The organism is Mesorhizobium atlanticum (assembly GCF_003289965.1).
GTDB classification, from domain to species: domain Bacteria; phylum Pseudomonadota; class Alphaproteobacteria; order Rhizobiales; family Rhizobiaceae; genus Mesorhizobium; species Mesorhizobium atlanticum.
Genome location: NZ_QMBQ01000004.1, coordinates 273,489 through 299,805, shown reverse-complemented (window position 1 = coordinate 299,805; position 26,317 = coordinate 273,489). Strand labels below are relative to the sequence as shown.

At 65.2% G+C, this 26,317-nt stretch carries 28 protein-coding genes and 1 tRNA gene; 7 read left to right on the top strand and 22 right to left on the bottom strand.

The annotated features are described in order from the left end of the window. Positions 1 to 58 precede the first annotated feature (58 nt). The 3 genes from DPM35_RS15135 to DPM35_RS15125 form a co-directional block, all read right to left on the bottom strand. Entirely contained in the window at positions 59 to 598 is a 540-nt protein-coding gene (locus DPM35_RS15135) for an RNA polymerase sigma factor (protein ID WP_112128077.1), read from the bottom strand. Between the two features lie 45 nt (positions 599 to 643). Further along, positions 644 to 1,075 (bottom strand): EF-hand domain-containing protein, encoded by a 432-nt coding sequence (locus DPM35_RS15130; protein WP_112128076.1) that lies wholly within the window; start codon positions 1,073 to 1,075, stop codon positions 644 to 646. Between the two features lie 133 nt (positions 1,076 to 1,208). Continuing rightward, a complete protein-coding gene (locus DPM35_RS15125) occupies positions 1,209 to 1,397 on the bottom strand; it encodes a YodC family protein (RefSeq protein ID WP_112128075.1) in 189 nt (62 codons plus the stop codon). 968 nt (positions 1,398 to 2,365) lie between these two features. On the opposite strand from DPM35_RS15125, the gene DPM35_RS15115 reads away from it, so the two are divergent. Continuing rightward, a tRNA-Ile gene (locus tag DPM35_RS15115) sits at positions 2,366 to 2,441 on the top strand. Between the two features lie 315 nt (positions 2,442 to 2,756). On the opposite strand, the gene DPM35_RS15110 is transcribed toward DPM35_RS15115, so the two are convergent. From DPM35_RS15110 to DPM35_RS15080, 7 genes are all read right to left on the bottom strand, one after another. Further along, positions 2,757 to 4,046: an NAD(P)/FAD-dependent oxidoreductase gene (locus tag DPM35_RS15110; RefSeq protein ID WP_112128073.1), complete on the bottom strand. Its 1,290-nt coding sequence runs from the start codon at positions 4,044 to 4,046 to the stop codon at positions 2,757 to 2,759. Further along, positions 4,039 to 4,788, bottom strand: a complete 750-nt coding sequence (locus DPM35_RS15105; RefSeq protein ID WP_112128072.1) for an ABC transporter ATP-binding protein — start codon at positions 4,786 to 4,788, stop codon at positions 4,039 to 4,041. The genes DPM35_RS15110 and DPM35_RS15105 overlap by 8 nt, the downstream gene beginning before the upstream one ends. Then, positions 4,712 to 5,542, bottom strand: coding sequence for an ABC transporter ATP-binding protein (locus DPM35_RS15100; RefSeq protein WP_112128071.1), 831 nt, complete (start codon positions 5,540 to 5,542; stop codon positions 4,712 to 4,714). The genes DPM35_RS15105 and DPM35_RS15100 overlap by 77 nt, the downstream gene beginning before the upstream one ends. Further along, a complete protein-coding gene (locus DPM35_RS15095; protein WP_112128070.1) occupies positions 5,539 to 6,534 on the bottom strand; it encodes a branched-chain amino acid ABC transporter permease in 996 nt (331 codons plus the stop codon). The genes DPM35_RS15100 and DPM35_RS15095 overlap by 4 nt, the downstream gene beginning before the upstream one ends. Then, positions 6,534 to 7,484, bottom strand: a complete 951-nt coding sequence (locus DPM35_RS15090) for a branched-chain amino acid ABC transporter permease (protein WP_245431546.1) — start codon at positions 7,482 to 7,484, stop codon at positions 6,534 to 6,536. Before DPM35_RS15090 ends, DPM35_RS15095 begins: the two co-directional genes overlap by 1 nt. A 150-nt stretch (positions 7,485 to 7,634) precedes the next feature. Then, entirely contained in the window at positions 7,635 to 8,747 is a 1,113-nt protein-coding gene (locus tag DPM35_RS15085; protein WP_112128069.1) for a branched-chain amino acid ABC transporter substrate-binding protein, read from the bottom strand. Positions 8,748 to 8,887: 140 nt separating this feature from the next. Then, complete coding sequence (locus DPM35_RS15080; protein ID WP_181592034.1) at positions 8,888 to 9,658, bottom strand: GntR family transcriptional regulator; 771 nt, start codon at positions 9,656 to 9,658, stop codon at positions 8,888 to 8,890. Between the two features lie 110 nt (positions 9,659 to 9,768). Here DPM35_RS15080 and DPM35_RS15075 point away from each other — a divergent pair, with 110 nt between their 5' ends. After that, a complete protein-coding gene (locus DPM35_RS15075; RefSeq protein WP_112128067.1) occupies positions 9,769 to 10,527 on the top strand; it encodes a pyrroline-5-carboxylate reductase family protein in 759 nt (252 codons plus the stop codon). Positions 10,528 to 10,553: 26 nt separating this feature from the next. On the opposite strand, the gene DPM35_RS15070 is transcribed toward DPM35_RS15075, so the two are convergent. The 7 genes from DPM35_RS15070 to DPM35_RS15040 all read right to left on the bottom strand — a co-directional run bounded on the left by DPM35_RS15070 (position 10,554) and on the right by DPM35_RS15040 (position 16,818). Beyond that, a complete protein-coding gene (locus tag DPM35_RS15070; RefSeq protein WP_181592033.1) occupies positions 10,554 to 11,303 on the bottom strand; it encodes an SDR family oxidoreductase in 750 nt (249 codons plus the stop codon). Between the two features lie 86 nt (positions 11,304 to 11,389). Next, positions 11,390 to 12,370, bottom strand: a complete 981-nt coding sequence (locus DPM35_RS15065; RefSeq protein WP_112128065.1) for a 3-hydroxyacyl-CoA dehydrogenase NAD-binding domain-containing protein — start codon at positions 12,368 to 12,370, stop codon at positions 11,390 to 11,392. Beyond that, entirely contained in the window at positions 12,316 to 13,179 is an 864-nt protein-coding gene (locus DPM35_RS15060; protein WP_112128064.1) for a hypothetical protein, read from the bottom strand. Before DPM35_RS15060 ends, DPM35_RS15065 begins: the two co-directional genes overlap by 55 nt. Position 13,180: 1 nt before the next feature. Continuing rightward, the gene (locus tag DPM35_RS15055) at positions 13,181 to 13,504 is read right to left on the bottom strand and encodes an NIPSNAP family protein (protein WP_112128063.1); all 324 of its coding nucleotides are present in this window, start codon (positions 13,502 to 13,504) and stop codon (positions 13,181 to 13,183) included. Between the two features lie 71 nt (positions 13,505 to 13,575). After that, the gene (locus DPM35_RS15050; RefSeq protein ID WP_146767958.1) at positions 13,576 to 14,859 is read right to left on the bottom strand and encodes an acetoin dehydrogenase dihydrolipoyllysine-residue acetyltransferase subunit; all 1,284 of its coding nucleotides are present in this window, start codon (positions 14,857 to 14,859) and stop codon (positions 13,576 to 13,578) included. Between the two features lie 11 nt (positions 14,860 to 14,870). Next, a complete protein-coding gene (locus tag DPM35_RS15045; RefSeq protein WP_112128061.1) occupies positions 14,871 to 15,845 on the bottom strand; it encodes an alpha-ketoacid dehydrogenase subunit beta in 975 nt (324 codons plus the stop codon). 1 nt (position 15,846) lies between these two features. After that, a complete protein-coding gene (locus tag DPM35_RS15040) occupies positions 15,847 to 16,818 on the bottom strand; it encodes a thiamine pyrophosphate-dependent dehydrogenase E1 component subunit alpha (protein ID WP_146767957.1) in 972 nt (323 codons plus the stop codon). Between the two features lie 104 nt (positions 16,819 to 16,922). On the opposite strand from DPM35_RS15040, the gene DPM35_RS15035 reads away from it, so the two are divergent. After that, complete coding sequence (locus tag DPM35_RS15035) at positions 16,923 to 17,669, top strand: SDR family oxidoreductase (protein WP_112128059.1); 747 nt, start codon at positions 16,923 to 16,925, stop codon at positions 17,667 to 17,669. 28 nt (positions 17,670 to 17,697) lie between these two features. Here the strand turns inward: DPM35_RS15035 and DPM35_RS15030 are convergent, their stop codons facing one another. Genes DPM35_RS15030 through DPM35_RS15015 form a run of 4 tightly spaced genes read right to left on the bottom strand, consistent with a single transcriptional unit; the run spans position 17,698 to position 21,559 of the window. After that, on the bottom strand, positions 17,698 to 19,437 hold the full coding sequence (locus DPM35_RS15030; protein ID WP_112128058.1) for a cobalamin-dependent protein: 1,740 nt from the start codon (positions 19,435 to 19,437) through the stop codon (positions 17,698 to 17,700). After that, the gene (locus DPM35_RS15025) at positions 19,434 to 20,240 is read right to left on the bottom strand and encodes an alpha/beta fold hydrolase (RefSeq protein ID WP_112128057.1); all 807 of its coding nucleotides are present in this window, start codon (positions 20,238 to 20,240) and stop codon (positions 19,434 to 19,436) included. Before DPM35_RS15025 ends, DPM35_RS15030 begins: the two co-directional genes overlap by 4 nt. Then, the gene (locus tag DPM35_RS15020) at positions 20,240 to 21,013 is read right to left on the bottom strand and encodes an aspartate dehydrogenase (protein WP_112128056.1); all 774 of its coding nucleotides are present in this window, start codon (positions 21,011 to 21,013) and stop codon (positions 20,240 to 20,242) included. The genes DPM35_RS15025 and DPM35_RS15020 overlap by 1 nt, the downstream gene beginning before the upstream one ends. Before the next feature lie 9 nt (positions 21,014 to 21,022). Further along, a complete protein-coding gene (locus DPM35_RS15015; RefSeq protein ID WP_112128055.1) occupies positions 21,023 to 21,559 on the bottom strand; it encodes a cupin domain-containing protein in 537 nt (178 codons plus the stop codon). 151 nt (positions 21,560 to 21,710) lie between these two features. On the opposite strand from DPM35_RS15015, the gene DPM35_RS15010 reads away from it, so the two are divergent. Beyond that, a complete protein-coding gene (locus tag DPM35_RS15010; RefSeq protein WP_112128054.1) occupies positions 21,711 to 23,315 on the top strand; it encodes an FAD-dependent oxidoreductase in 1,605 nt (534 codons plus the stop codon). Between the two features lie 166 nt (positions 23,316 to 23,481). On the opposite strand, the gene DPM35_RS33315 is transcribed toward DPM35_RS15010, so the two are convergent. Then, complete coding sequence (locus DPM35_RS33315; protein ID WP_181592031.1) at positions 23,482 to 23,628, bottom strand: hypothetical protein; 147 nt, start codon at positions 23,626 to 23,628, stop codon at positions 23,482 to 23,484. A gap of 149 nt (positions 23,629 to 23,777) precedes the next feature. Between DPM35_RS33315 and DPM35_RS15005 the strand changes: the two genes are divergently transcribed. The 3 genes from DPM35_RS15005 to DPM35_RS14995 are packed head-to-tail and all read left to right on the top strand — an operon-like array spanning position 23,778 to position 26,265. Continuing rightward, complete coding sequence (locus tag DPM35_RS15005; protein WP_181592030.1) at positions 23,778 to 24,227, top strand: MarR family winged helix-turn-helix transcriptional regulator; 450 nt, start codon at positions 23,778 to 23,780, stop codon at positions 24,225 to 24,227. After that, positions 24,224 to 24,928 carry an SDR family NAD(P)-dependent oxidoreductase gene (locus DPM35_RS15000; RefSeq protein WP_112128052.1) on the top strand — a complete coding sequence of 235 codons (705 nt, stop codon included), beginning with the start codon at positions 24,224 to 24,226 and terminating at the stop codon, positions 24,926 to 24,928. The genes DPM35_RS15005 and DPM35_RS15000 overlap by 4 nt, the downstream gene beginning before the upstream one ends. Beyond that, positions 24,928 to 26,265, top strand: coding sequence for an NAD(P)/FAD-dependent oxidoreductase (locus DPM35_RS14995; RefSeq protein ID WP_112128051.1), 1,338 nt, complete (start codon positions 24,928 to 24,930; stop codon positions 26,263 to 26,265). The genes DPM35_RS15000 and DPM35_RS14995 overlap by 1 nt, the downstream gene beginning before the upstream one ends. The last annotated feature ends 52 nt before the right edge of the window (positions 26,266 to 26,317 follow it).

The following is a 26,317-nucleotide window of genomic DNA, read 5'->3' as shown; positions in this document are numbered from 1 at the left end:
CCATTTTGACGTGGCCCCCCACGCAGCAGTCCTCAGAATTCGCCGTCGCTTCAAGGTCTCAATCATCGCCATCTCCTGCGAGCATGGCCTGCAACGCGCGACGACCCCGAGCGAGCAGGCTTTCCAACGCATCGACGCTGACCTGCATGGCGCCCGCGGCCTCGATGTTGGACAGCTCCTGATAATAGACCAGCACGATCGCCTCCCGCTGGCGCGGTGCGATGCGCTGTAGCGCCTGGTTGACCCTGCGCTCTTCGTCGCCCGGTATGGCATCGGGAAGCGGCGCCTCATCGGCCACCTCCGGCAGTTCGTCCGTCGTCCATTCGCGCCGGCGCCGCAGCCGGTCGTAGCAGAGGTTGAGCGCGACGCGGTGGATCCAGGTGTCGAAGCGCGCGTGCCCCCGGCGCCAGCCCGAGGCGTGGCGCCAGATGCGCACGAAAGTCTCCTGGGCGACGTCCTCGGCCTCCGCCGCGTCGCCTAGCATCCGCGCGGCCAGAGCCAGGATGCGCGGCAGCTTGCGCGCCACCATCGCCTGCACGGCGGCGGGGTCGCCGGCGCCGATGCGGCGTACCAGTTCCTCGTCCGGATCGGCGCCCATCAACGGGAGCGCTCGCATGTGTCATTGCGCGCCATAACCTCGTGGTCATTGCTCCTCATTGGGAGCGGTTTTGTGGCCTGGCCGCTCGTCGGCGCTGAGCACCCCATCGCTATTTTTGTCCAGCTTGGCGAAGCGCTTGGCCAGGAAGGCGTCTAGCTCGCCCTTGTCGACGAAGCCGTCATTGTTGGTGTCGATGCGGGCGAAGGATTTGGCCGGATCGCCCTTGGCTTTGCGCGCGGTCTGGAACGCGGTCCATTCGGCGAGGCTGACCTTGCCGTCATTGTCGGTGTCGGCCCGCATGAACGCCATTTCCCGGCGCGCCTCGAACTTTTCCAGCGTCAGGCCGGACTTGGCGGCGGCGGGAGCCGAAGGGGCCGGCGCCGCCGGGGCCGGTGCAGGGGCAGGTGTCGTCGTCTGGGCGACCGCGGCCGCGGTCTGCAAACCAAAGGCTACGACGAATAGGATAGGGCGGATCATGCTCTCGTCTCCGGTTGGACGCGGGCCATTGGCGGCCGCGCTTCAGCCGTTAAACGCCAGGCAGAGCAAAATCCGTCGGTGGCTTATCGGCACATCTCCGGCCAAGCCGGAAAGGAGCTGCTTTCGGGAAACCCTATTTCGGTTGGTCGACCGCCACCAGCTGGTCCGGCTTGAAGCCTGCATGCTGCGGCGTCCAGACGTCGCCCTCGCGGTTGAACCAGTGGCACAGATACATGCCGGAAGCGGCCCCGTCGCTGACGGTCATTTCCGGGCCTCCGGATTTCAGCCTGACGACGTCTCCGGTCTTGAAACTATTGGGCATTTCGACCTCCCATGCTGACAGGCCGAGTTTCCCACCAACAGCGATTCCCGACAATGGCCGAGATGCGCCGATGACGTGGTGCAGGGTCGGGAAGGTGTCGAAAAACTGATCCCGTTGGCGCGCCGGGGCAGCGCTCCATGCGCTTGGCCCGATCGTGTCGGGGCTTCGCAGGCGAAGCGAGCGGCCTGTTCGCTCCGTGCGTTCAATCGGTGTCGCGCTGTGGAGCCGGCGGCTGCGTCGATTGGCTGTCTTGCCTGGCCGGGCGGACGGTCATGGACCTTTCATCGGGCCACAATGCTTGTGCCTTCATAACCGCTGCCAGGAGATTGTCTGCTTCAACGCTTCCGATCTCGGTTAGAAGCGGGCTGTTGCCGCCTGCTTCGAAATCGACGTGATAGACAGTCCAACTCCTCATTGCATTTCCGGCAATTTGGGTCTCGGCGCGGGCACGCGGATGAAAGCCCGGCTCGCTTTTGTGGTTAGGATTTTGAGGTCCGCGAGCCGGGCATGCGCCAACCGATGGGCGGGGGGCTTGGGGGTATCAGCCGGCGCGATGGCGAGACTGTCTGATTTGCCCGCTGGTCCACAATCGACCGAGGTCCATCCTGTCGGACGCATTGGTCCGAAAGGACCAAAGATATAGCCCCTTATTCCGTTGGGGCAGATTGCCTGTGCCGGTGATCTGTCAGGGCGGGGCTTAGCAAAAATCTGCGAGCGCCATCGGATACCTGTCCCAGGCCGCGGGCATCGGGCGCGGATCGAGTCGGGTCAAAAAGGCGACAAAGACGCCGCTCTGGAGAGTCGGCAACCCGTGCTGGATCACGTTTCTCTTGGATGGAGGCGAACCCTTCGTCCGCGGGCAAGCGCAAACCGCTCCACCTCAGGGATACGGCCTGACCTGGCGATAGAACCAGCGCATTCGGAGAGGCTTGTGCGGACGAGCGAAAAACACTAAGCCAGCCCGCGTGGGGCCTGTAGCTCAATGGTTAGAGCCGGCGGCTCATAACCGCTTGGTTGGGGGTTCGAGTCCCTCCGGGCCCACCATTATCGTTATTTATCAATTCTTTAGCGCCTATTTATTCTGTCGGTTAGCCAAGTCCAAGGTGGCGAACCTCCGAGCATTGCTTTGAGTTTGTTGATTTATTGTGGGCCATCGAGGCCCATCAGACGTAGTAGAAGGATCCTAGCGAGCAAGAGGACCGCTACGATGGCGGGAGATGGAGTAGAGCTTTGGTAGAAAGCGTCGATTAGGGCTGCAAAAGCAACGCAGGATTCGAGTCGAAGGTCGCCCACCGTCGCTCCTCGGACGGAAACTCCTACCGCGCATCGAATAGTGAATAGAACTCGCTAATCTGCGTCTTACGGGCGCCGATCCTGAAAACGGTTCCAGGCATGCATGCGGTTGGCGACCTGCACCGCGATCGGATGGCAGCGAACCGGTTTCATAGCCGTCACCGGCAACGACATCTGCCCGTCGGTGCGGCGGCCCGCCGCCCAGCGGCCGATCTCCTGGCCGAGCGACATGGATAGCGCCACGCCGCGGCCGGAATAGACGCCGCCAAAGACGAGGCCGGGCGCCAGTCGGTAAAGCCGCGGCTTGCGGTCGGGCACCACAGCGAAGGTTCCGTGCCAGTATTCCACCATTTGCGGTTCGCCACCGAAGGCCCGGAACGCCTTGCCCAGCATGTGCGAGACTTTCGCGCGGCCGCGGTCGGCTTCGTTGCGCCAGAAGGTATGCGTGCCGCCGCTGACCAGCCGGTTGTCGCGGTCATAGTGGAAATAGCGGAGGTCGTTGCGCATATCGGATACGGCCGGATTGCCGACAAGGATCCTGGCGCGCAATTCGTCGGGCAGGGGATTGGTCGCAGCCTGGAACACTTTGAAGGGTACGAGCGTCTTCTTGAGTCCCGGCCAGATGTCTCCGGTCAGCGCGTTGGTCGCCAACACCACCTCCGGCGCCGTGACGCTTCCCGTTGCCGTGAAGACGCGCCAGCCGCCTTCTAGCCGCTCGATCCGCGACGCGCGTGAGTTCTCGTAGACGGTCACGCCTTCGCGCTCTAGCGCGGCCGCAAGACCGACGGTCATGGCGAACGGATTGATATGGCCCGAATTATGAGCCATCCAGCCGCCGAGATAGGGGCTGCCGATGCGCGTGCTCACCTCCGCGCGGTCGAGCCAGGAGACGTTCGCGCCGAAGGCTTTCCATTCGTCGTGGAACTGGCGGGCGCGGGCGAGAGTCGCCTCGGTGTGGGCTGGCTGGATCCAGCCTTCCTGCACCTGATGGGCATCGATGTTGAAGCGTTGCATCAGGCCGAAGGCAACGCCGGCCGCGTCCGCCACCATGCGATTGTAGCGGGCGCCGACGGTCTTGCCGTAGGCCGCCTCGAATTCCGACGGCGCAGCCTTCGAGTGATGCGAGATGACGAGGCCGTTGTTGCGGCCCGACGCAGCCGATCCGATCTCATTGCCTTCCAGCAGCATGACGTCGACGCCGCTGTCGCGCGCGCCCAGTGCTGCGGCCATACCGGTGAAGCCGCCGCCGACGACCAGCACATCCGTCTTCAGATCACCTTGGAGCGCCGGCGCCGTTTCGCGCGAGCGCGCGGTCTTGCGCCACAGATGCGGCGTCTTCCAATCGACCTCAAACATGAAGGACCGCCTCGCTGGCACCGCCGAGATAATGCTCGCTCAATGCCGAGTGCTCGGCCATCTCCTGGGCCGGGCCGTGCAGCTTCACCTTGCCGGTGTTCAATAGATAGGCGTAGTCGCCGCATTCGAGCGCGAGTTGGACGTTCTGCTCGACAAGCAGGATCGAGATGCCATTGCGCGACAGGTCGAGGATGATGCGGAAGATCTGGTGCACGATTTTCGGGGCAAGCCCGAGGGACGGTTCGTCGAGCATCAACAGCTTCGGTTCTGCCATCAGCGCGCGGCCGATCGCAAGCATCTGTTGCTGTCCGCCCGACATCCGGCTCGCCACGCTGTTGCGGCGCTCCTTGAGCACCGGGAAAAGATCGAACGCCTCGGCGCGAAGCGCCTCAAAACTCTTGCCGGCGCGGCCGATATGGGCAGCGACAAGGTTCTCCTCCACCGTCAGGCGCTGGAAGATCTGGCGGCCCTCCGGACAATGGGTGATGCCGAGGCGCACGACCTGTTCCGGACGCATGCCGGTGATGTCGCGCCCCTCGAAGGTGATCGTGCCTGCGCTCGCCCGCGCGACGCCGGATATGGAATTGAGCAGCGTCGTCTTGCCCGCGCCGTTCGGGCCAAGCACAACGACAATCTCATTTGGATCGACCTCTATGTCGATGTCTTCAAGAACGCCGACGCGCCCGTATCCCGAGCTGAGCCCGGCGATCCTGAGCAGCGGCCCGGATGTCGTCGATGTCATTGGCGGTTCCCAGATAGGCGAGTTGGACGTCGGGGCTCGCCTGCACCTCGGCGGGCGTGCCTTGGAACAGCAGCTTGCCGTGATGCATGACGATGATGTTGTCGCAGAGCGACATGACCAGATCCATGTCGTGCTCGACAATGATGGTGATCCGGTCGGGCAGGCGCTGGGCGGCAAGCCTCGCGGTCAGTTCCGCCGTCTCGTGATGATTGAGGCCGGCGGCCGGCTCGTCGAGCAGCAGCACGCGCGGATTCGGGACCAACGCTCGGGCGATCTCCAGCATGCGCTGCCGGCCATAGGGCAGGCTGCCGGCATCGGAATCGGCGTAGCCTTGCAAATCGAAGAAGCGCAGGATCTCCATGCATTTCTCGCGCCGTCTTTCGCGCCTGGCTGAGGCATAGGGCGGCCACATCACTTCCTTCCATGTGCCGGCGACATCGACCGGGTAGAAGCACACTTCCAGGTTCTCGAGCACCGTCATCTGGTCGAAGAGCCGGATATTCTGGTAGGTGCGGGCCACGCCGGAATTGGCGATCTGATACTTCTTGAGTGTGTCGAGGCGCTTTCCGTCCAGCGTGATCGATCCCGAGGAGACGCTGTAGGAGCCGGCGGTCATATTGATGAGCGTCGACTTGCCGGCGCCGTTCGGTCCGATCACGCCATGGATGAGCCCGGGAGCGAAGGAGGCCGTCACGTCGTCGATGGCGACGACCTGGCCGTATTGCTTTCGCAGTCTGTCGAAGGCCAGGGTCATTTGCCGAAAAGCCTCCTGATGAGCTTGTCCGGCCCGAAGCTGCGCGGCACGATTCCCGCCGGGCGCACGATGATCAGGAAGATCATCAGGAGCCCGAGGAAGAGGATGCGCCATTCGGCGAACTCGCGCAGCACTTCGGGCAAGAGCATCAGGATCGCCGCGCCCGCGACGATGCCGAGAATGTTGCCGATGCCGCCGATCACGATCATCAGCACGATCAGCACCGATTCCTGGAGCGTGAAGCTCTCCGGGCTGACGAAGCGCTGGGAGGCGGCGAAAATAGCGCCGGCGATCGAGCCGATCGTCGCTGAGGTGGCGAAGGCCGCAAGCTTGGCGTTTGTCGTGTTGATGCCGATGCCGCGAGCGGCGTCCTGGTCTTCGCGGATGGCCGCCCAGGCCTTGCCGAGGATGGAGCGCTCCAGCCGCCAGACCAGCATGCCGACCACCAGCACGGTGACGAGCAACAGCCAGAAGAAATCGATCGGTCGGGCGACCTGGATGCCTAGGATCGAGGCCTTGTCGAGGCGTGGTATGCCCTTCGGTCCACCGGTGAGCCAGTCCATATTGTTGATGATGATGCGGATGATCTCGCCGAAGCCGAGCGTGACGATGGCAAGGTAGTCGCCGCGCAGCCTCAGCACCGGTATGCCGAGCAGTATGCCGGTGGCGGCGCCGAGGCAGGCGGCGACCAGGAGGATGAGCAGGAACGGCCAATGCAGGTCGAGCTGCGGGCTCGCAAGCAGCGCGTAGCTGTATGCGCCGACCGCGTAGAAGGCGACGAAGCCGAGATCGAGCAGTCCCGCATAGCCGATCACGATGTTCAGCCCGATGCCGAGCAGGATGTAGATCAGCAAGCTGTTGATGACGCGGACATAGTAGTTGGGCAGGAAGGGCGTCGCCACGATCAGCGTGATGGCGATGGCGAGGAAGAGGAACGAAACGGTCCGTCCCGAGCGCGGCCTGGCGGCGGTGAGGGTCTCGGCGACGGACATCAGAACTCCCTCTTGTACACGATGCTCTCCTCGGACACGGCCTCGCCCAGAATGCCGGCGGGGCGGACCAGGAGCACGAGTATGAGGATCGCGAAGGAGAGCACATCGCGGTATTCGGTGCCGAGCACGCCGTGGGTGACGACGGGCAGCAGCGCCGTTCCTCCGACCTCGACGAAGGCCAGGATGAAGGCGCCGAGCATGGCGCCGGGAATGGAGCCGATGCCGCCGAGGATTGCCGCGGTGAAGGCCTTCAGGCCGATGACGGCGCCCATGGTCGGCGACATGATGCCGTAATAGCTGGCATAGAGGATGCCGCCCGCCGCGCCGAGCAGCGGCCCGACGAAGAATACCATCGAGATCGCGCCATTGACGTTGATGCCCAGAAGCTGGGCCGTGGGCCGGCTTTCCGAGACGGCGCGCACGATGATGCCGATGCGGCTGCGGTTGACCAGGAAATGCAGGCCGAACATCAGCGCGAAGGCGGCGACCAGGATGCCGATCTGCACCGAGCTGACCGTGCCGCCCAGCACCTCGTAGCGAACGGAAGGAAAGAAACTCGGAAAGGCGACCGGCTGCGGTCCGGCGAGGATCTGGATGCCGGTGACCAGCGAAAGCGACACGCCGAGCGAGGAGAGCATCGGCGCGAGACGCGTGGAGTTTCGCAACGGTTTGTAGGCCACCCTTTCGATGCCGACGCCGATGATTCCGACCACGAAGATCGCAACGACAAAGGCCCCGGTGAGCGCGATCGCGCCCGCGGCGCCGACATCGCCGATAAGCATGCTGAGCAACAGGAAGGCGACGTAGGCGCCAAGCATGAACATCTCGCCATGGGCGAAATTGATCATGCGCAGCACGCCGTAGACCATGGTGTAGCCGAGCGCGATCAGCGCGTAGATGGCGCCGATCGTCAGGGCATTGACTGTCTGTTGAATGAGGTTTCCCAGCATGGGCTGGCGTCCCTGTGCAATGGGTTCCGCCCGGCAGGCTCAGCCGGAGAGGGGAACGATCAACCTGGCCGCAGCGCTCTGTGTCGGGCACGGCCGCAAACAAGCGAAGGAGCCGCCCGCCAAGGGGCAAACGGCTCCGGCGCGCAATCGTTATTTCTGGCCGACGAGCTGGAAGTCCGAGCCTTCGACCTTGTAGAGGTAGGATGGGGCGACTTTGAGTTCGCCGGTCTCGTCGAATTCCAGCTCGCCTACCGCGGTCTTGACCTTCACCGCGTGCAGGGCGGCGTTGATGTCCTCGCGCTTCAGCCCCTTGGTCGTCTTGAGCACCTGCTCGAGGATCTGGCCCTGGACATAGCCGTAGATCGAATAAGGGCCGGCATCCTCGCCATATTTGGCCTTGTAGAGCTTGGCGAAGTCGGCGATCGCCGGAGAGGCATCCATCGGCGGCACCTGGATTGCGACCAGCGTGCCCTGGACGTTGGCCTCGCCGGCCTGTTTGATGAGGTCCGGCGTGTAGCCGCCATCGGGGACGATCAGCGTGGCGCCGATGCCTTGCTCATGCATCTGCTTGGCGAACAGCGCGAGCTGCGGCATGACGGCGCCGAGATAGATCACGTCCGGTTTCTTGGGCTTGATCTGCGCCAGCACGGCGGTGAAGTCGACGTCGGTCGGCGCGACCGCGATGGTATCGAGAACCTTGCCGCCGCCGGCCTCGAAATTCTTGGCGAAGATTTCCGAAATGCCTTGCCCGAAGACCTGCTTGTCGTTGACGACGAGCGCGGTCTTGGCGCCGAGCTTGCCGAGCGCGTATTCGGCCGGCAGCAGCGCACCCGCCAGGTCGTTGGCGACGGGGCGCACCATGAACTTATAGCCCTGCTTCGTCAGCGAAGGATTGGAGCCGAAGGTCATCGTCGGCAGCGAGCAATCCTCATAGATCGGCAGGGTCGACTGGGCGACGCCGGAATTGAAGTTGACGAGGCCGAGGACCACCTTGTCGTTGTCGCAGAATTTCTGCGCCACCAGCGTTCCTTCGCGCGGGTCCGCCTTGTCGTCTTCCTGCTCGTAGGCGATCGTCACGCCGTTGACCCCGCCGTCGGCGTTCAGCTTGTCGACATAGAGTTTGAAGCCGTTGTGCCACGTGGTGCCGAAATAGGCCTGCGGACCGGAGAGCGGCGCAGAAAGACCGATCGTGGCCTGCTCGGCCATAGCCGGCGCCGCGAACAACGATGCTCCCAATAGGAGCGTGGCAGTGAATTTCCTCATGATGGTTCCCCTTGGCTACTGGTCACGACGGGAGCGGCCGTTCTGGTCTTCTTCTCCTTGATCGTCATCGAAGCAGACAAAGAGATCGCCGTCAAGAAAGTGTCTACACTATTGCGTTCAATTTTGTGCTCAGATACGGATTATGTGTCGCGGGCCCTTCGGCGGCGCTTCAAATCCGCGCCGTTTCCCGGCGCGAAAACCCTGAGCAGCGCGTCTTTGAGCGCCTGCTGCGTGGCGGAGACGGTCATTTCGATATGCTCGCGCAACAGTTTCATGCCGTTCTCGGCGTCCCGTTTGACGGCGGCGGCGACAATCGCCGAGTGGGAGGTGACCTGCGTCTTGTCGTGCGAGGGGTGCTCGATCTGGATGCGGCGGATGAAGCGGATCCGGGCATTGATGGAGGCAAGCTGGCCGACGAGCTCCGGATTTCCGGAGAGCTCGGCAATGAGCAGGTGGAAGCCTTCATCCTCTGCAAGGATGATGTCGGGCGCCTGGTCGCGATAGCCGTCGACGATCGCCTCCCAATACTGCCGCAGGCGGTCGATCTCGCTGTCCTCCGCGCGTTCGCACATCAGCTTGAAAGCGGCGCATTCGATGATCGAGCGCAGCTCATAGAGATCGAGCAGTCCCTCGGTGCTGAGGTTCCTGACGAAGAAGCCGCGATTGGGCGTGAGCGAGACGAAGCCTTCGGAGGCGAGCCGGTTCAGCGCCTCGCGTATCGGCGTGCGCGAAACGCCCAGGCCGCGCGAAAGCTGCACCTCGTTGATCCGCTCGCCCGGCTTGAGCGTGAACTCGACGAGAAGCTTGCGGATGGTGTTGTAGGCTCGTTCGCTGCTGTCGGCGGTGCGACGCGTATCGGTCTCGCCGGCGAGGAGCGGATCGTTGTCGGTACTCTCGGCGCGTTCGGTCATGAGGGCTCCCATCTGATTTGCGTGCAGCTCGTGTCGACACTTTGCGATGCGCCTTTCTTTCCCAAACCGGCGCGAATGGCAAGTGAGAGGTTCGAACCCGGGGGGCGGCAATGATCCTGGGGGTTCTTGGCGTCGGCCATCTGGCGGCCTCGATGCTGGCCGGGTTTCAGCGCTCCGGGCTTGGCCCCGAGAGCATCCTTTTGTCGCCCCGAGGCAAGGCGGCGGCGCTTTGTGCCCGGCACGGCTTCCGGCTCGCGGCGGGCAACCGCGATCTCGTCGAGCGAGCCGACATCGTAATTCTCGCGGTGCGGCCCGCGCAGGCGCCGCAGGTCGTCCAGGACCTGCCGTGGCGCGAGGGGCAGCTTTTGATTTCGGTTTGCGCCGGCGTGCCGCTGTCGCGGCTTGGCGTCGCGCCCGCACGGGTGGTGCGCGCGATGCCGTTCACCGCCGCCGAAATCGGCGCCAGCCCAACGGCCTATTTCCCGGACGTCGAAGAGGCCCGCGCGGTTCTCGGCCGGCTCGGCCCGTCGATCGCCTTGGCCAGCGAAAGGGATTTCGAAGTGGCGACGGTCAGCGCAGCCGTCTACGGTTGGGCGCAGGACCTGATCCGCGGGACCGCCGAATGGTCGAATGCCCAAGGCCTCGATCCGACCATTGCCCGCCGGCTGACGGCCATGACATTCGTGGCGGCCGGCAAGCTGATCGCTGAAAAGCTCGATCCGATGGACCAACTGCTAGAGGAGCTGGTGACACCGGGAGGCATTACCGAGCGCGGCCTGCAGGTTCTGTCGGCGCGCGGCGTGCCTGCCGCATGGAACGAGGCTTGCGCGGCGGTGCTCGACAAGTTGACAAGGCAGGCGCCGGGCTGATCGCGCGAGGCTCTCGGCCACAGCCCTCACCGTTGCGGGGCGGGTGGATAGACCTGGCCGCCGGCGGCCTGTTCGCTGGGTGCGACGATGAGCTCCGCCAGATCGACGTGATCCGGCAGGCGCAATGCCGAAACGAGCACGGCGGCAATGTCGGCCGGGTGTAGCGGCCGCTGTTGCGAATAGATGCGCTTGCGCAAGCCTTCGCGGTCGCCGTCGAAAGCCTGGAGGTAGAAATCCGTCTCCACGCGCCCGGGAGCGATCTCGGTCAGCCGCACGCCGTTGCCGGCCAGGTCGAAGCGCAGGATGCGGCCTGCCTGCGACAGCCCGGCCTTGGCCGCGCCATAGGCAGTGGTGCCGGGAAAGACGGCGCTGCCCGCCGTGCTGGTCAGGTTGAAGATATGGCCGCGCTTGCGCGCGATCATGCCGGGCAACAGAAGGCGGATGAGCTGCAGCGGCGCGGTAAGGTTCAGCGCCACCACCTCGGCCGTTTCCTCGGCGCTCTGTTCGTGCAAGGGGCGCACCGTGGCCAGGCCGCCCGCATTGTTGACCAGCACGTCGATTTCCGCCGCACCGAGCGCGGCGGCGATCGCTTCCACGTCACGCACGTCGGCGGCCAGCGGCCTGACCAGCGGTCCGAGCCGCTGCCGCAGGTCAAGCAACGCGTCGTTGTTGCGCGCCAGCGCATGGACGGTCAGCCCTTCCGCCACGAGGCTTTCGACGATCGCGGCACCTATGCCTTTCGAGGCGCCGGTGACGAGGGCGTTGCGATACTCCATGGCCGTTCTCCCGGGTGCGGTGATCAGAGCATGATGCCGAAAAGTGTGAAGCGGCTTTCGGGCGACATATGCTCTATCTCTTTGATTTAGAGCGCGCCGTGCTCGGCGACTGTCTTGAGAATGCCGACGAGCCCGGTTTCCCGCGCCGCCTTCAACTCCTCCTGGCCGCGGCCGTCCACCGCCGCATTCGTCGAGGCCGTGATCGAGCGGACCGTATCGCTGTCGAGCCTGGCATCCAGGAGCGTGTCCCAGATCGCCTGATAGGTGGGGCCGTATTTGCGCAGGAAATCGTCGATGCCGTCCGCGTTGAGCATGTTGGAAATGAAAGAACCCTGCAGAGTCCATTTCGGCCCTGGCCCGTACATGAAGGCCCTGTCGACATCCTCGACCGAGGCGACGCCGTCGCGCACCAGCGCGATCGCCTCGCGCCACATCGCGCCCATCAGGCGTAAGGCGATGTGGCCGGTCACTTCCCGGTTGAGCGTCACCGGCTTCTTGCCGATGGCCTCGTAGATGGCGCGCGCTCGCGCGATCGCCTTTGGATCCGTCGCCTTGCCGCCGACGATCTCGACCAGCGGCATCAGGTGCGCGGGGTTGAACGGATGGCCAAGCACGATGCGTTGGGGCAAGCGGCACTCGGCCTGCATGTCGGAGACGAGAAGCGCCGAGGAGGAGGAGGCGATGATGACCGCGTCGCCGACATGGTCCTCGATCTCAGCGAGCAGCCAGCGCTTGAGCGGCAGATCCTCCGGACCGTTTTCCTGCACGAAGTCGACGCCGTCGAGCGTCTCGGTCAGCGTCTGGAAAAGCTGGACCGCACCCGGCGCCGGCGAGGGGCCTCTCAACGCGTCGAGATCGGCCATCAGCGCCGGCAGAACGTCGTGGAGGGTTGCCTCGCGCCGCTCTGTCGGATCGTAGACGCGCACGTCATGTCCGGCGTGCGCGAAGCAGGCCGTCCAGCGCTGTCCGATCACGCCGAAGCCGACAACGCCGATCCTCAGCTTTTCCATGGTCAGGCCCTCGTTCCGTCGAGCGCGGCGCGGAAGGCTTCGTTGAGATCGTTCCATGGGATGAGCAGATCGAGCCAGGCGCCGATCCGTCCGGCGACCAGGATCGCCTCGTCGATCAGGGCATCGAACGGGTATGCGTCGCCCATCGCCGCCTTGAGCCGGAAAAGCAGCGCCGGCGTTTCCTCCATATGGCAGAAATCGCGAAGGCGCGTCGCCGCCTTGTCGAGCGCCAGCGCCGCGGCGTGGCGCCGCATGGCTTCGTCCGTTCCGCGCTCGGCGCGGATCCACCAAAGGAATTCGTGCAGCACCCGGGCTTCCGATTCCGCGGTGAAGACGGGTCCCGCCGGATGCATGATGGCGCGCGAGGATGTCGCCCGGCCGATGTCGGCCGGACAAGCCGCCCACAGCGCCTTGCGTGCCGCGACGATATCCTGCGGCAGCGGCGATGGCGCCGGCGGTGCGGGGGCATCGCCGTCCACCCTGGAGAGCGTGCCTTCGAGGATGCGGCGGCCCTGGTCGAGCTTGAGCATGGCGGCGAGCTCGGCGATGCCCTTCACCGGCGCGTCGAGATGGCCGAGCACGGTGACCTCGGCATTCTCGGCCTGCAGCGGCGCGAAGGTGATTTCGAGGAACTGCCGCACCGGCCAGTAGATGAAGGCGCCGGCGCTGGCGGCAAGCACATGCGTTGCGCCTTCCAGATCCTCCACGAAGGGCGCGTGCCAATAGATGTGGCTGCCGGCGATCTTGGGCGTGTGCAGTTGCAGGCGCATGGGCAGCGCCGAAAGCAGCGCCCTGCGGGTGCGCTCGGCATCGCCTGTGAGCCGTATCGGCCAGCTTTGCCCTTCGGCCGAGAAATTCAGGTCCATCTTATTTCCCAGGATTGAAGAAGGAGACGGGCTTCAGGATCTGGTTGCGCATGTCGAGCAGGTAATCTGTCTCGATGACCTTGCGGCGATAGGCCTGCCATTCCGGGTCGGCTTCCATGCGATCGCGCCGCCCCTCCCTGTCGGCAAGGCTGTCGAATTTCCACAGATGAACGGTGCGCGAGAGATCGCCGATATGGGTCTGGAAGAAGCCGAAGGGCTCGCCCAGATAGTGCCGCTGCATGGGCAGGCCGACATCCTCGTAGAGCTTGAGGAAATGCGGCAGCTTGTTGGGGCGGGCGGTGTAGGTGCGATGGTCGAAGATCATCTCGGTAGCTCCTTCTGGTCTGGTCCGGCGTTGCTTGAGCCGTCGAAATCGTGACTGGTCTGTCGATCGGGCTAGCCGCAGCTCCGAACCGTCTCCGAGATGAGCCTGGCAGTCAGCGCCGGCGCTTCGATCTGCGGCACATGACCGATCCCGTCGAGGAGATGGACCGCGGCAAAGCCCGGCGCGCGGGCCGCGTGGGTGGCCGGTATAATGCGGTCGAGCCGGCCCCACACAAGCCGCGTCGGCACGCCAAGCCCGGCAAGCGCCGTCGTCAGGTCGAAGCCTTGCGTTTCGTCGGGAAACAGGGTCTCGGCCATTGCGGCCAGCGCGTCGCGATTTCCTGTCTTGTCGATCTGCCTGAGCGCTGCTTGCGCATAGCCGGCGGGCAGGGCTGCCGGGTTGCCCACCATGACTGCCAGCCACCGTTCCAGTGCCTGGACGCTGGTCGCGCGGGCAAGCCCGGCGATGAAGCCCGCATTGATCTCGGGACCGAGTCCGCCCGGGGCGAAAAGGGTGACTGAGCGCACCGTGAGGCGGCCTAGCCGGGCCAGCGCAAGGGCCGCCGCGCCACCCAGCGAATGGCCGGCGAGATGGGCGTCCCGTACGCCGATGGCTTCCAGGCGATCGGAGAGGTTGAAGGCGATCTCCTCGATATCTTTCGCGGGCCGCGCGGCTTCTGCGCCGTGGCCGGGCAGGTCGAGGCTGATCGTCTCAATTCCCGGTTCGAGCAACGGCACGACCTGCCGCCAGACGGAGCTGTCGGCTCCGAAGCCATGGAGCAGCAGCACCGGTGCCGTTTGCCGCGGCGGCGCGGCAGCGGGCGATGCTGCCAGCGCGGCCAGGGCCACCCGGATCCCGCCAGGTTCGTCCGGACGCGCGGCGAGAACGGCGTCGATATCGCGCTTCTTGATGCGCCCCCTGGGGCCGCTTCCGGTAATGGTCGAAAGATCAAGACCCGCCGCGGCGGCAAGCCGGCGGGCGAGCGGGCTGGCGATGGCGCGTGTGCCGCTCTGGCTGGCGGTGGAAGAGGCGTTGCCGGCCGCGAGCGCAGGATTGGCTGCCGGCAATGTCGCGGCCGGTGTGCCGGTCGAAATCGTCTGGCCCGCGGGCCTCTCGTCCGCGATGGTGCCGAGCACGGCGCCCACCGGCGCTTCCTGCCCTTCGGTGAAGAAGATTTCCGCCAGCCAGCCATCGCGGTCGGCTTCGATCTCGGTTGCCGCCTTGGCCGTCTCGACGGTGACGACAAGATCGCCGGCCTTGACCGGATCGCCCGGTTTGGCCGCCCAGGCGACCACCAACACGGCTTCCATATATTCGCCGCCGGCGCTGTCGATGCTGATCGGATGGGTGGCCATCGCCGTCTCCGTCACTTCAGCGTCTTCAGCGCGGCGACGCGGATTTTCTCGGCGCTCGGCAGCATCGCCGTCTCAAGAGGCTCGGAATAGGGGATCGGCATGTCCGGCAGCGTGACGCGCGCGACCGGCGCGTCCAGCTCGTCGAAAGCGTGATCCATGATCGTGGCCGACAGCTCGGCGGCATAGCCGCAGAAGCGCCAGCCTTCATTGACCACCACCGCATGATGCGTCTTCGTGATCGAAGCGACGATGGCATCGACGTCGAGGGGGCGCAGCGATCGGAGGTCGACGATCTCGGCCGAAACGCCGTCCGTGGCTAGAAGATCGGCGGCCTTCGACGCCTCGACCACCATCTTGGACGTGGCGAAGATCGAGATGTCGCTGCCTTCGCGCACAATCGCCGCCCTGCCGAGCGGCACCGTCACGTCGCCGTCGGGCACCTCGCCGCGGATATTGTAGAGCAGCTTGTGCTCGAGGAAGACGACCGGCTGATCGTCGCGGATGGCAGCCTTCAGCATGCCCTTGGCGTCGGCCGGCGTCGAAGGCGCGACGACCTTGATGCCGGGAATATGGGCGACCATGGAATCGAGCGCCTTGGAGTGCTGCGCGCCGGCGCCGGCGCCGCCGCCGCCCTGGGTGCGCAGCACGAAGGGCATCTTCACCTGGCCGTTCCAGATGTAGTTGTAGATCGAGGCCTGGTTGACCAGCGCATCGAGCGTCAGCGGCATGAAATCCGCATACATGATTTCAAGCACCGGCCGGGTGCCAGTCATGGCGGCGGTCACTGCCATGGCGGTCAGCGCCTGTTCGGAGATCGGCGTGTCGCGCACCCGCCTTTCGCCGAACTCCTCCATCAGGCCCTTCGTGACCTTGAAGACGCCGCCATAGCGCGCGATATCCTCGCCGAAGAGGAAGACGGAAGGGTCGGCCTGCATCTCCTCGCGCAGCGCGGCATTGAGCGCTTCGGCATATCGCATCATCGCCATGTCAGTGCGCCTCGCTATAGGGATTGCAGGCTTCGTCGATCATGAATTCCGGCATCGGGTCGGAAAGCGCGGCTTCGAACGCCTCGTCCGTCTCGGCTCTGGCGGCGGCCTCGATCGCGGCAAGCCGCGCCTCGTCGACCTTTTCCGACAGCGCCTTGCGTGAGACCAGCAAGGGGTCGCGCGCCTTCCAGGCGGCGATGTCCTCCGGTTTCTGGTAGCCGCCCATGTCGGAGGTGGAGAAGCCTTCGACGCGGTAGGTCTTGCATTCGACCATGCCGGGCCCCTCGCCGCGCCTCGCCCGCTCCACCATGGCCGACACGGCGCGGTAGACGGCGACCGCGTCGTTGCCGTCGACGATCTCGGCCGGCATGGCATAGCCGGCTGCCCGGATCGACAGATCCGCGACCGGCGACTGGACGTCGGAAGGAACCGTCAGCCCGAACTGGTTGTGCTCGAGCACGAAGACGACCGGCAGCTTCCAGAGCCCTGCCATGTTCATCGCTTCGTGGCAGATGCCGGTCTGGGCGGCACCGTCGCCGAAGATGCACATGGCGACATTGCCCGTGCCGAGGATCTGCATGGACAGCGCCATGCCGGTGGCGGCGGGAATGCCGGCGCCGACGATGGCATTGCCGCCGATCACGCCCTTCTCGGCGTCAGCGACCAGCATGTGCCCGGCGCGCCCGCCGCAGGCGCCGGTGGCCCTGCCGAATATCTCGGCCACCACAGGACGCATGGCCATGCCCTTGCCGATGTAGACGGCATGGCCGCGATGCGTCGTGGCCACCTTGTCGTCGGTCTCCAGCGCCGCCGTAGCGCCGACGCCGACAGCCTCCTGGCCGTCGCACCGGTGGATCGGACCGCGTGTGCGCCCTTCCTTGTGAAGCGCTCCGAGCCGCTCTTCCAGATGCCGCACCAGCAGCATCCGGCGATAGATTTCCAGCTGTTGTTCGACGGAAGGAGAGTTCTTCACGGCTATCCCCGATTTCGTGCCGAAATTAAATACAAAAGTGTCGACACTTTGCAAGCACTTCTGCAAGATGGGGTGAAAACAAGTTTGAGAAAAGGGGATTTGCCATGCGGCTTAAGGACAAGGCGGCCATCGTCACAGGGGCCGGCGCCGGCATCGGCGCCGCCGTCGCCGCGCTGTTCGCGAAGGAGGGCGCCCGCGTTCTGGCCGTTGACCGCGACGGTGCGCGGGCCAGCGAAGTGGCGGACAAGACCGGCGGCCTCGTGATGGAAGCGGACGTCTCCGACGAGGCCGCGGTCGCGGCAATGGTGCGCCACGCTCAAGAGGCTTTCGGGCGGATAGACGTGCTGGTCAACAATGCCGGCTACGGCATTCGCGGTTCGGTCGTCGACACCGCGGCAGGGGATTGGGATGCGCTGATGGCGGTGAACCTCAAGGGCGTCTTCCTTTGCTCCAAGCATGCCATTCCCATCATGGCCGCCGGTGGCGGCGGGGTGATCGTGAACACCGCCTCGAACGTCGCCCATGTCGGACTTGCCGACCGGGCCGCCTATGTGGCCTCGAAAGGCGGCGTCGCGGCGCTGACGCGTGCCATGGCGCTCGACCATGCGGGCCAGAACATCCGCGTCAACGCGGTGGCGCCGGGCGTCACCTGGTCGAGCTATTTCGACAGAATGCTGGAGACCCATCCCGACCCGCAGGGATTTGTCGCAGTCCTCAACGCACGCTCGCCGATGAACCGCGTCGCGCAGCCGATCGAGATCGCCAATGCGATACTGTGGCTCGCCGGCGGCGAGTCCTCCTTCGCGACCGGCTCGATCCTGACGGTCGATGGCGGCATGACCGCCTGGTGAGCAAAGGCCCGGCGCGTCCTTCGCGGCATCAGGCAGCGGGCGGGATGGAGCGAAGGGCGGCGAGCATCTCGTCGAGGTCGGCGCAAGGCAGGCAGCCGAGATCGGCGATATCCTTGGTCACGTCGACCGGCAGGCCCGAGTTGGAGTCCTTGGGCACCTCGTTCAGCCGCCCGCCGATCAGGACCGGCAGGGCAAGTCCGCGTGCCGTCATCGCCGCTTTCAGCGCCTGTGCATAGCGCAGCGCCACGCCATTATAGGTGCTGACCGCTATGGCGTCCGCGCCGGTTTCGGCGGCGCGGTCGACGAGCGCTTCCGGGTCGACGGCCACACCGGCGTCTGCGATGGCGACGCCCAGGCCCTCGAGCGCCTGTTCGACGAGATATTTGCCATGTTCGTGCACATCGGTGGTGCCGATGCAGACGGTGAGCTTCCTTGCGGCCTCCATCTGCCTTTGGGCCGCGACCCAGCTTGCCGCCTTGTCGTTGAGCTCGCGCGCCCATTCGGCATGGATCAGCGGCGTGCGCCCGCGCTGGCCGACGGCGCCCGGACCGAAAAGCGCTTCCAGGCGCTTCGGCCCGATGCGGCGGATGGCCAGCATCAGCGCGGCGGGATCATCCATGGCGACTCCCCGCTCGGCGAGGCCGGCGAGAGCGGCATCGGCAAAGCGCCGCCCGCCTTCGACCAGCACGTGCGCCATCGCCTCCACCTTTGTCCAGTCGAGGACCGGGTCATAGAAGGGCGCGTGCAGCGTCAGCCGGTGGGCGAAGGTCTGCGCGTCGATGATCTCGTCGACATCGGGAATGCGCTGGTTCTCCGTCACCGGCACGGGATTGATCGCGTGGCCGGACGGCCATCGGCCCAGGGCGAGTATGTCGGCCAGGAGATAGCTCGCCAGGCTCGCGTAATTGCCGGCCGGCGCCGACTGATAAGAAACGGTGTTACCGAAGATCATGGTACCCGGCGTGTCGGTGACCCGGACCAGGGCGGCGTGAAAGGCGGTGCGCGACAGCGGATCGCTGAAATGGTGGCCGTAGCAATGGCCAAGTCGCGCGCCGATCAGCGTCTCGACGATGTGCTTTTCCACCAGCACCATGCCGAGCGCGCAGGCCATGTCGATAAAAAGCCCGGCGAAGCCGTCGTCGAGGTTGGAATGGACAAGGATCTCCGCGTCCTGCGCGGCGATCAGCCCGAGCGCGGTGACGGTCGCTTCGGTGGTCGCCACGTCATCGTTCCAGTAAGGCAGCCGGAAGGTGAAATACTGTCCGAGATTGCCGATGGCCGTCGCTCCGGCTGCAATCGCCGCGCGGGTGTTTTCGACGGCGCCCGGCAGGCCGAGCATGAAGTCGCCGAAATGGGCGGCGGCGGGCGCGGCATTGGTGATGCGGGCGAAATCTTCCGGGCCGGTCAGCACAATGCCGGTGCCGCGCGCGGCCTTGGCGCGCATGGCTTGCGGATAGCCCATCGACCAGTCCAGCGTGATGCCGAAACGATCGACCGTCACGCCTGCCTTGCGGCATTGCTCATGCACCTCGCCGATCGCCGCGATGGTGCGATCGACGCTTCGGAAGCCGATATGTGCGTGTTGCATGACCCGCCTTCCGGCCGCCGCCTTGCGCTTCCACGCCGCTTCCGACGGCACACCGGCCTCGGTGAGAAATCGGCAGCCGCCGAGCCGCCAGTCGCACGCCATCGCGCGCCCCTCGGCAAGCAGGTCCGCTCCCGGCTTGAGGCGCGGGTCGATGAGTGCGGGGGTGACGTCGGCGGTCATGATATCTGCTGTTCGGTTTCGGCAATGAAGCGGCGGATGAGGGCGGCGAACCCCACGGGATCGGCGAGGGGATGGAAATGCGTGCCTTCGAGGGATGAGTATCTCGCCGCCGGTATCGCGGCGGCGATGGCTTGCGATAGAGCAGGCGGCGTCACGACATCGCCGATGGCGGCGATCACCTGGACCGGGGCCGCGATACGCGGCAGATCGGCGAGGCGGTCGTGGTCGAGCAACATGCGCACGCGCGCGGCCGCAACGGCAAGCGGAGCGAGCATCCGGGAAGCGGCGGCGACCGCGGCTTCGAGCTGCTCTTCATGCGCGTCGAGATAGGAAGGCTCGTGGCAAAGCACATGGCCAAGGCGCTGATAGGTTCCGGCCATGTCGGCCTCGAGCAGCTCGGCGCGCGCGCTGAAGAGCGCGCGGAAGCGCGCATCGGCCCGTGCCCATGAACTGCTGATCGTATAGCTCAGGCCGAGGTCGGCGTGATCGAGCGCAAGCACTTGCGCGATGGCGCCGCCGGTGGAATGCCCGATGATATGCGCCGGTCCGCCCGTGCTCGCCAGCAGGCTGGCTATGTCGCTAGCAATCAGCGGAATGGAGTAAGGGCCCTCCGGGCGGTCGCTGCGGCCCGCGCCGCGATGGTCGGTGACGATCAGGCGATGGTCGGCCTCGAGCAGGCGCGCGACGCCTGCCCAGAAACTCCCGTCGCCGCCGAGCCCCGGGATGAGGACCAGGCGGGGACCGTTCGCGCCAAACGTTTCGTAGTGGATGCGGCATCCGTCAGCGGCGGTGAAGAACGCCATCAACGGCCTCCCATGTCGAGCAGGTCGCTTAGCGCCGCAACCAGGCTGAGCGCCGTCAGCGCCGACGTCTTCGGATTGCTCGGCGAAGGTGTGTTGGCGAGGCGGAAGGAGGCGGTGCCGGCCGCGCTCTCGGCCTCTATTTCATGCGTGTTGCCGGCTGCCTTCGGATCGGCGATCGCGCGCACGGTGACCTTGTCGGCGCCCACCGCCAGTGCCACGGCGAAGGCGCCGTTCAGGTTTTTCGGATAGGTCCTCGCCGCTTCCTGGGGCGTGCCCTCGAATAGAGTTACTGCTTCTTGCCCGGCGGACAGGCCGAGCGCGGCAAGCTCCGCCTTCCAGGCGGCTGGCGGCTTGCGCGAGGTGTAGCGCACCCGCGCGTCGGGAAGGGCTGCTATGGCGCGGAGATAGTCGAGGCCGCCCAGGGCGCCGGCGGGCAGGACGAAGCGCGTGCCGCCAATGCGGCCGGCGGCGGTGAGGCGTGTATGAAGCGCCGTGTCGGCGAGAGCGCCGACCGAGGCAATGACGGTCGGGATACCGGCTTCGAGCAGTGCCGGCACATAAGCGGCTACGGCCTCCTGGCCCGCCGCTTCGACCACCGCTTCGGGGCGCGCCTGGATCAATAGATCGAGCCGGGTGACCGCCCTGACATTCGGCGGCAATACGGGGCTGGCGCCTTCGCGCAGGAGCACCACCCAATCGGCCGCGTGCGCTGGAAAAGCCGCCACGATGTCACGCGCGATCGCGCCGTAGCCGATGAGACCAAGCGTCGTCATCGGGCTGCTTCAGGGGTTTCGGCTCAGGGGATCGAACTTGTCCACGATGTCGGCGCCGAAGACCGTCTTGCGCTCGATCTCCAGCACGTTTTCCGGGCGCGGGAAGTTGGACGGCACACGTTCGCCCGGCTTGCGCGGCTTGCCAATGAGGCGGAAGAAGTCCTCGAGCCCATTGGGCACGATTAGCCAGATCCAGCGAAGTCGCGTCTCGCCGTCATTGATGAACATGTGCCTGACATTCTTCGGCAGGAACACCACGCTGTCGGGCCGTATCGGATACTCCTTGCCGTCGACGACGGCGCGGCCATGGCCTTCGATCACGTAGATCGCTTCCTCGTTGCGGTCATGCGTGTGTTCACGCACGTAACCGCCGGGCGCGACCGACTGCGTGCCAAGCGCAAACGGGTGTTCCATGCCGACGATATGGGGAGCCAGCGCCACGTCGATATGGCCGTTCGCCGGCACCGGCTGCCAATAGCTTTCACGCGTTTCGGACCCGGAAATATGAATGCCGGAAGGAGCAGGTGAAAGGTGGGTGTCGTCCATGGCTCTGCCTGTCGAAAGGGCTGCAAATGATCATGCGGGAGAATGCCGCTCACCAAACGGAGCGTATAACGCAAAAAGTGTCGACACAATAGTAGACAGATTCAATTTCCCGTCCCTATAGTGACGCCGCGATGACAGCAGAGGGACCGCAATGGGCGAATTCGACGTTCTGGTTATCGGTTCGGGGTCGGCGGCTTGCTCCGCGGCGCTAAGGGCCGCAAAGGGCGGTCTCAAGGTGCTGGTGATCGAAAAGAGCGAGTGGCTGGGCGGCACCTCGGCCATGTCGGGCGCCGGGGTCTGGATACCCGCCAATCATGTGGCGGCGGGCGCCGGGATTGCCGACAGCCGCGAAGATGCGCTGACCTATCTGCGCGCCGCGGCGCCGCAGGGCTGGGCGCGCAAGGAGGATGCGCTCTGGAGCGCCTTCGTCCGGGCCGCTCCCGATATGTTGCGGTTCCTGTCCGGCAACACGCCTCTCGACTTCCGCCTGGTCAATGAGCCGGATCCCTTCGCCGAGGCGCCAGGCGGCAAGCTTTTCGGCCGGATGGTCTCGCCGAGGCCGCTCAGCCGCCGCATCTTGGGCAAGCTTGCGCCGCGCCTGCGCCGCTCCACTCTGCCGCACAGCTTCAGCTATCAGGAAATCGTCGATCTCGACCTCTATCATCACCCCATCCGCGCCGGCCTCAGGCTGTGGCCGAGGCTGCTTTGGCGGCGGTTGACGAATTCGGGCGGGCAGGGCACGGCCCTCATGACCGGGCTCATCAGGGGCTGCCTGGACGCGGGCGTCGCCTTTCAGCTGGAAACGCGCGCCGTGAGCCTGCTTCAGGATTCGGACTCGCGCGTCATCGGCGCCGAGGTCGAGTGCAAGGGCCAGCGGTCGGAGCTTCTGGCGCGGCGCGGCGTCATCATCGCGACGGGGGGCTTCGAGTGGGATGCCGAGATGCGGGCTCGCCATTTTCCCGGTCCGCTGGATCGTATCGGTAGCCCTCCCACCAATGAAGGCGACGGCCAGAAGCTCGCCGCTTCCGTAGGCGCGGAGCTGGACCGCATGGACCAGGCGAATGTCTATCCCTGCCTGCCTACGCGCTATCGGGGCAAGCCGCATGGCCTGCCCATGACCTTTCAGGCCGAGCCGCATTCGATCGTGGTGAACCGCGATGCGAAGCGCTTCGTCAGCGAGAATGATTTCAACATCGGCGAGGCGATCGATGCGCGCGTGCCGGACGGCGCGCCGGTGAACCTGCCGTGTTATCTCATCGGCGACCATCGTTTCCTGAAAACGTCGCTGCCGTTCCGCTGGTATGCCTCCTACGAACGTCATTGGGTCAAGAAGGCCGATACGATCGGTGGCCTCGCCGCAAAGCTCGGACTGCCGGCGGCGGCGCTCGAAGACACGATCGCCCGCTGGAACGGCTTTTGCGCCAGGGGACGCGACGAGGATTTCCGCCGCGGCGAGAGCGGCTGGGAGGACTACAAGGCGCACGGTCCCGAGAACCGCCTGAAGCCGATCGACAAGCCGCCCTATATCGGCATGACGATCAACCGTTCGATCCTTGGCACCAAGGGCGGCGCCCGCACCAACGAGCGGGCGCAGGTGCTGAGGCCAGACGGCTCGATCATTCCCGGGCTCTACGCGGCGGGGCTGGCCATGGCCAACCCTATCGGCACGCGCGCCGTGGGAGCCGGCACGACGCTCGGCCCGAACATGACCTGGGGCTTCATCGCCGCCGAAACGATCCTTCACCAGAACCGGTGAGCTCTCGGGGCCGAATGCGTGTCATCACCTGAGCTGTCAGCGCAAGCTAATGGCAGTGGTGAAGCTGCGCGTCCTCAGGGCCGCCCAGTGCACAGGTGGTTTTCGCCAGCGACAGGCTTGCGGATAACGGATCCACTACACTCCTCTAACGGTCGGCGTCGAGCCGTTACTCAAGGGCATCGAGTTCGGCGGATTGATCGCCGACAAGGCCTTCGACAGTGATCGTATCGTCGCCGATCTCAACGAACGCGGCGCAAAGGTCATCATCTCCCAGCATCGACAAGGAGCCTTCCATTTCATCGATTTCGCACACCTCTCGTTCCGGTCCTAAAAATCAGTCTCAAAAAATTAGTTGAATTATTCACCTAATTTCGATAGCGTGACCGTCGAACTTTCCACTAAGCCAAAGAAGCGCGGTGCTGATCGGTGCGTACAAGGAAGAGTCAGGAACTGGCGGCGCAAGTGGACCTGGGCGTGCTCGACGGTCTCTTGAGCTTCTATGTCCGAGTGTTTGAGATCGCCGTCAGCCGGCATCTCGACGACAGGCTCGCACCCCTCGGCTTCACCGGTCGGAAGGGCACCATCTCCTCGCTTCTGCTGATCGCCCGGCATGGAGGGATCAGGGCCACGACGATCGCGACCCTGCTCGGCATAGACAAGTCGATCACCGTCAAGACGGTCGATGAGCTACAGCATAAGAAGTTGGTCTCTCGCCGGAGCGCGGTGGACGACAAGCGCGCCCAAGAGCTTTTCGTGACTCAAAAAGGGGCTGATCTGGCCGACAAGCTCGAGAAGCTGATCGTCGCGCATTCCGACGAGTTCTTCGCGAATCTGATGACGCGGGAAGAGCACGACATCGTGGTGGACATATTCCGCAGAGCTTTCAACCGGCTGCGCGAGGTGGAGCAATGAGCAAGGGTGTGGCGATGGTCTCGGGCGCGAGCAGGGGCATCGGGGCCGCGATAGCCGAACGCCTTGTCTCGGAGGGCTGGAAGGTCTCCCTCGGCGTGCGCGGGGGCAAGATGCCGGAGTGGGCGGCGACATTGCCGTCGGAAAAGATCATGGCCTGTCCCTACGACGCGGCTGCCGGTGACCAGGAAGCGCGCTGGTTCGAAGAAACCCGTGCGCGTTTCGGCCCGGTCGGCTGCATCGTCGCCAATGCCGGCATCATTGTCACCAAGTCGGTGATCGAGGCCGAGGATGCCGAGGTTGTGGCGATGATGGAGGTAAATGCCTTCGCGCCCCGGCGGCTGGTGCGTGCAGCCTGGGAAGACTTGCGCGCCAGCGGCCGCGGTCGTGTCATCATCATCGCCTCGCTTTCCGGCAAGCGCGTCAAGTCCGCGCTTTCGGGCAGCTACTCGATGTCGAAATTCGCCGCCGTGGCGTTGGCGCACGGTATCCGCCATGCGGGCTTCGACCTCGGTGTCCGCGCCACAGCGGTCTGCCCCGGCTTCGTCGCCACTGACATGGGTCTGTCGCTCTCCGACCGGCCGGCCGAAAACATGACGAACCCCGCCGACGTTGCGCGGATCGTGTCGATGCTCATCGATCTGCCCAATGAGGCGAGCGTCGCGGAATTCGCCGTCAACTGCCAGGCCGAAGAGAGTTTCTGATGCCAGGCCCCTTCGTCGTTCCCGTGCATGGCGACGCCGAACTGCCAGCGGAAGTCGACGTTGTCGTCATCGGCGGCGGCATCATCGGTGTTTCGACCACGCTGGAACTTGCCGAAGCTGGTCAGCGCGTCGCGCTGTGCGAAAAGGGCGGCATCGGGCACGAACAGTCCAGCCGTAACTGGGGCTGGGTGCGGGTGGCCCGGCGTGACCCGAGGGAAATCCCGCTGGTGCTTGAGGCGCGGCGCATCTGGCGGGGCCTGAATGCCCGAACCGGGCGCGACACCGGTTATGAGCAGGCCGGCATCATCTTCAACGCGGATAAAGAGAGCGAACGCGCTTACTACGAGAAGTGGCTGACCCATCTGGATGGACATGAGGTGGATTGCCGGATGCTCACCGGCGCGGAATTCGCCTCGATGTTCCCGCACTCGCGCCTTCGCCCGGCTGCCGCGCTCCATTGCGCCGATGACGGTCGAGCAGAACCGCAAAAGGCCGCTCCCGCCATTGCCGAACGCGCCCGCGAATGCGGCGCGCATATCCTCATCGAATGCGCTGCTCGGGGCATCGAAACGTCCGGGGGCGAGACCTCGGCCGTGGTAACGGAGCGCGGCAGGATCCGCTGCCGCGCCGTGGTGCTGGCTGGCGGCGCCTGGTCCGAAATGTTCACCCGCAGCCTCGATGCCGATATCCATCTGCCGCAGCTCAAGGTGAAGAACTCGGTGCTGCGCACCGAACCCCATGACGGCGGTCCCGAACAGGCGATTTGGGCCGGCGACTTCGCCATTCGCAAGCGCCAGGACGGCGGCTACACCATCGCCTCGGGGCTTGGCAATATCGTGGACATCGTCCCGGCCTCCTTCCGCTATGCACGCGACTTCGTGCCGGCGCTGCGCGCGGAATGGCGTTCGTTGATGCTGCGAGCGGGCTGGCGCTTCCTCGACGAGGCGCGCATGCCCCGGCGCTGGGACCTCGATGAGCCAAGCCCTTTCGAATATTGCCGCGTCCTCGATCCGAAGCCTAGCCGCAAGCTGGCCGACATGGCGATGGCCTCGGCACGCAAGGCCTTTCCATCGCTCGCCTCCGCAAAGGTCGCACAGCGCTGGGCCGGCTACATCGACGCTACGCCCGACGCCATACCTGTAATTTCCGGCGTGGCGAAGATTCCGGGCTTTTACATCGCAACCGGCTTTTCCGGCCATGGCTTCGGTATTGGGCCCGCGGCTGGCAGGCTTGCCGCCGACCTCGTGCTCAACCGCAAGCCGGTTGTCGACCCGAAGGATTTCCGACTTGAGCGTTTCGTGGACGGTTCGAAAATCGAACTGCTCAGCGGGTACTGAACCAACAAGAAGCCGAAACGGCCGATCAAAGCAAACCGACCAACCACATCAA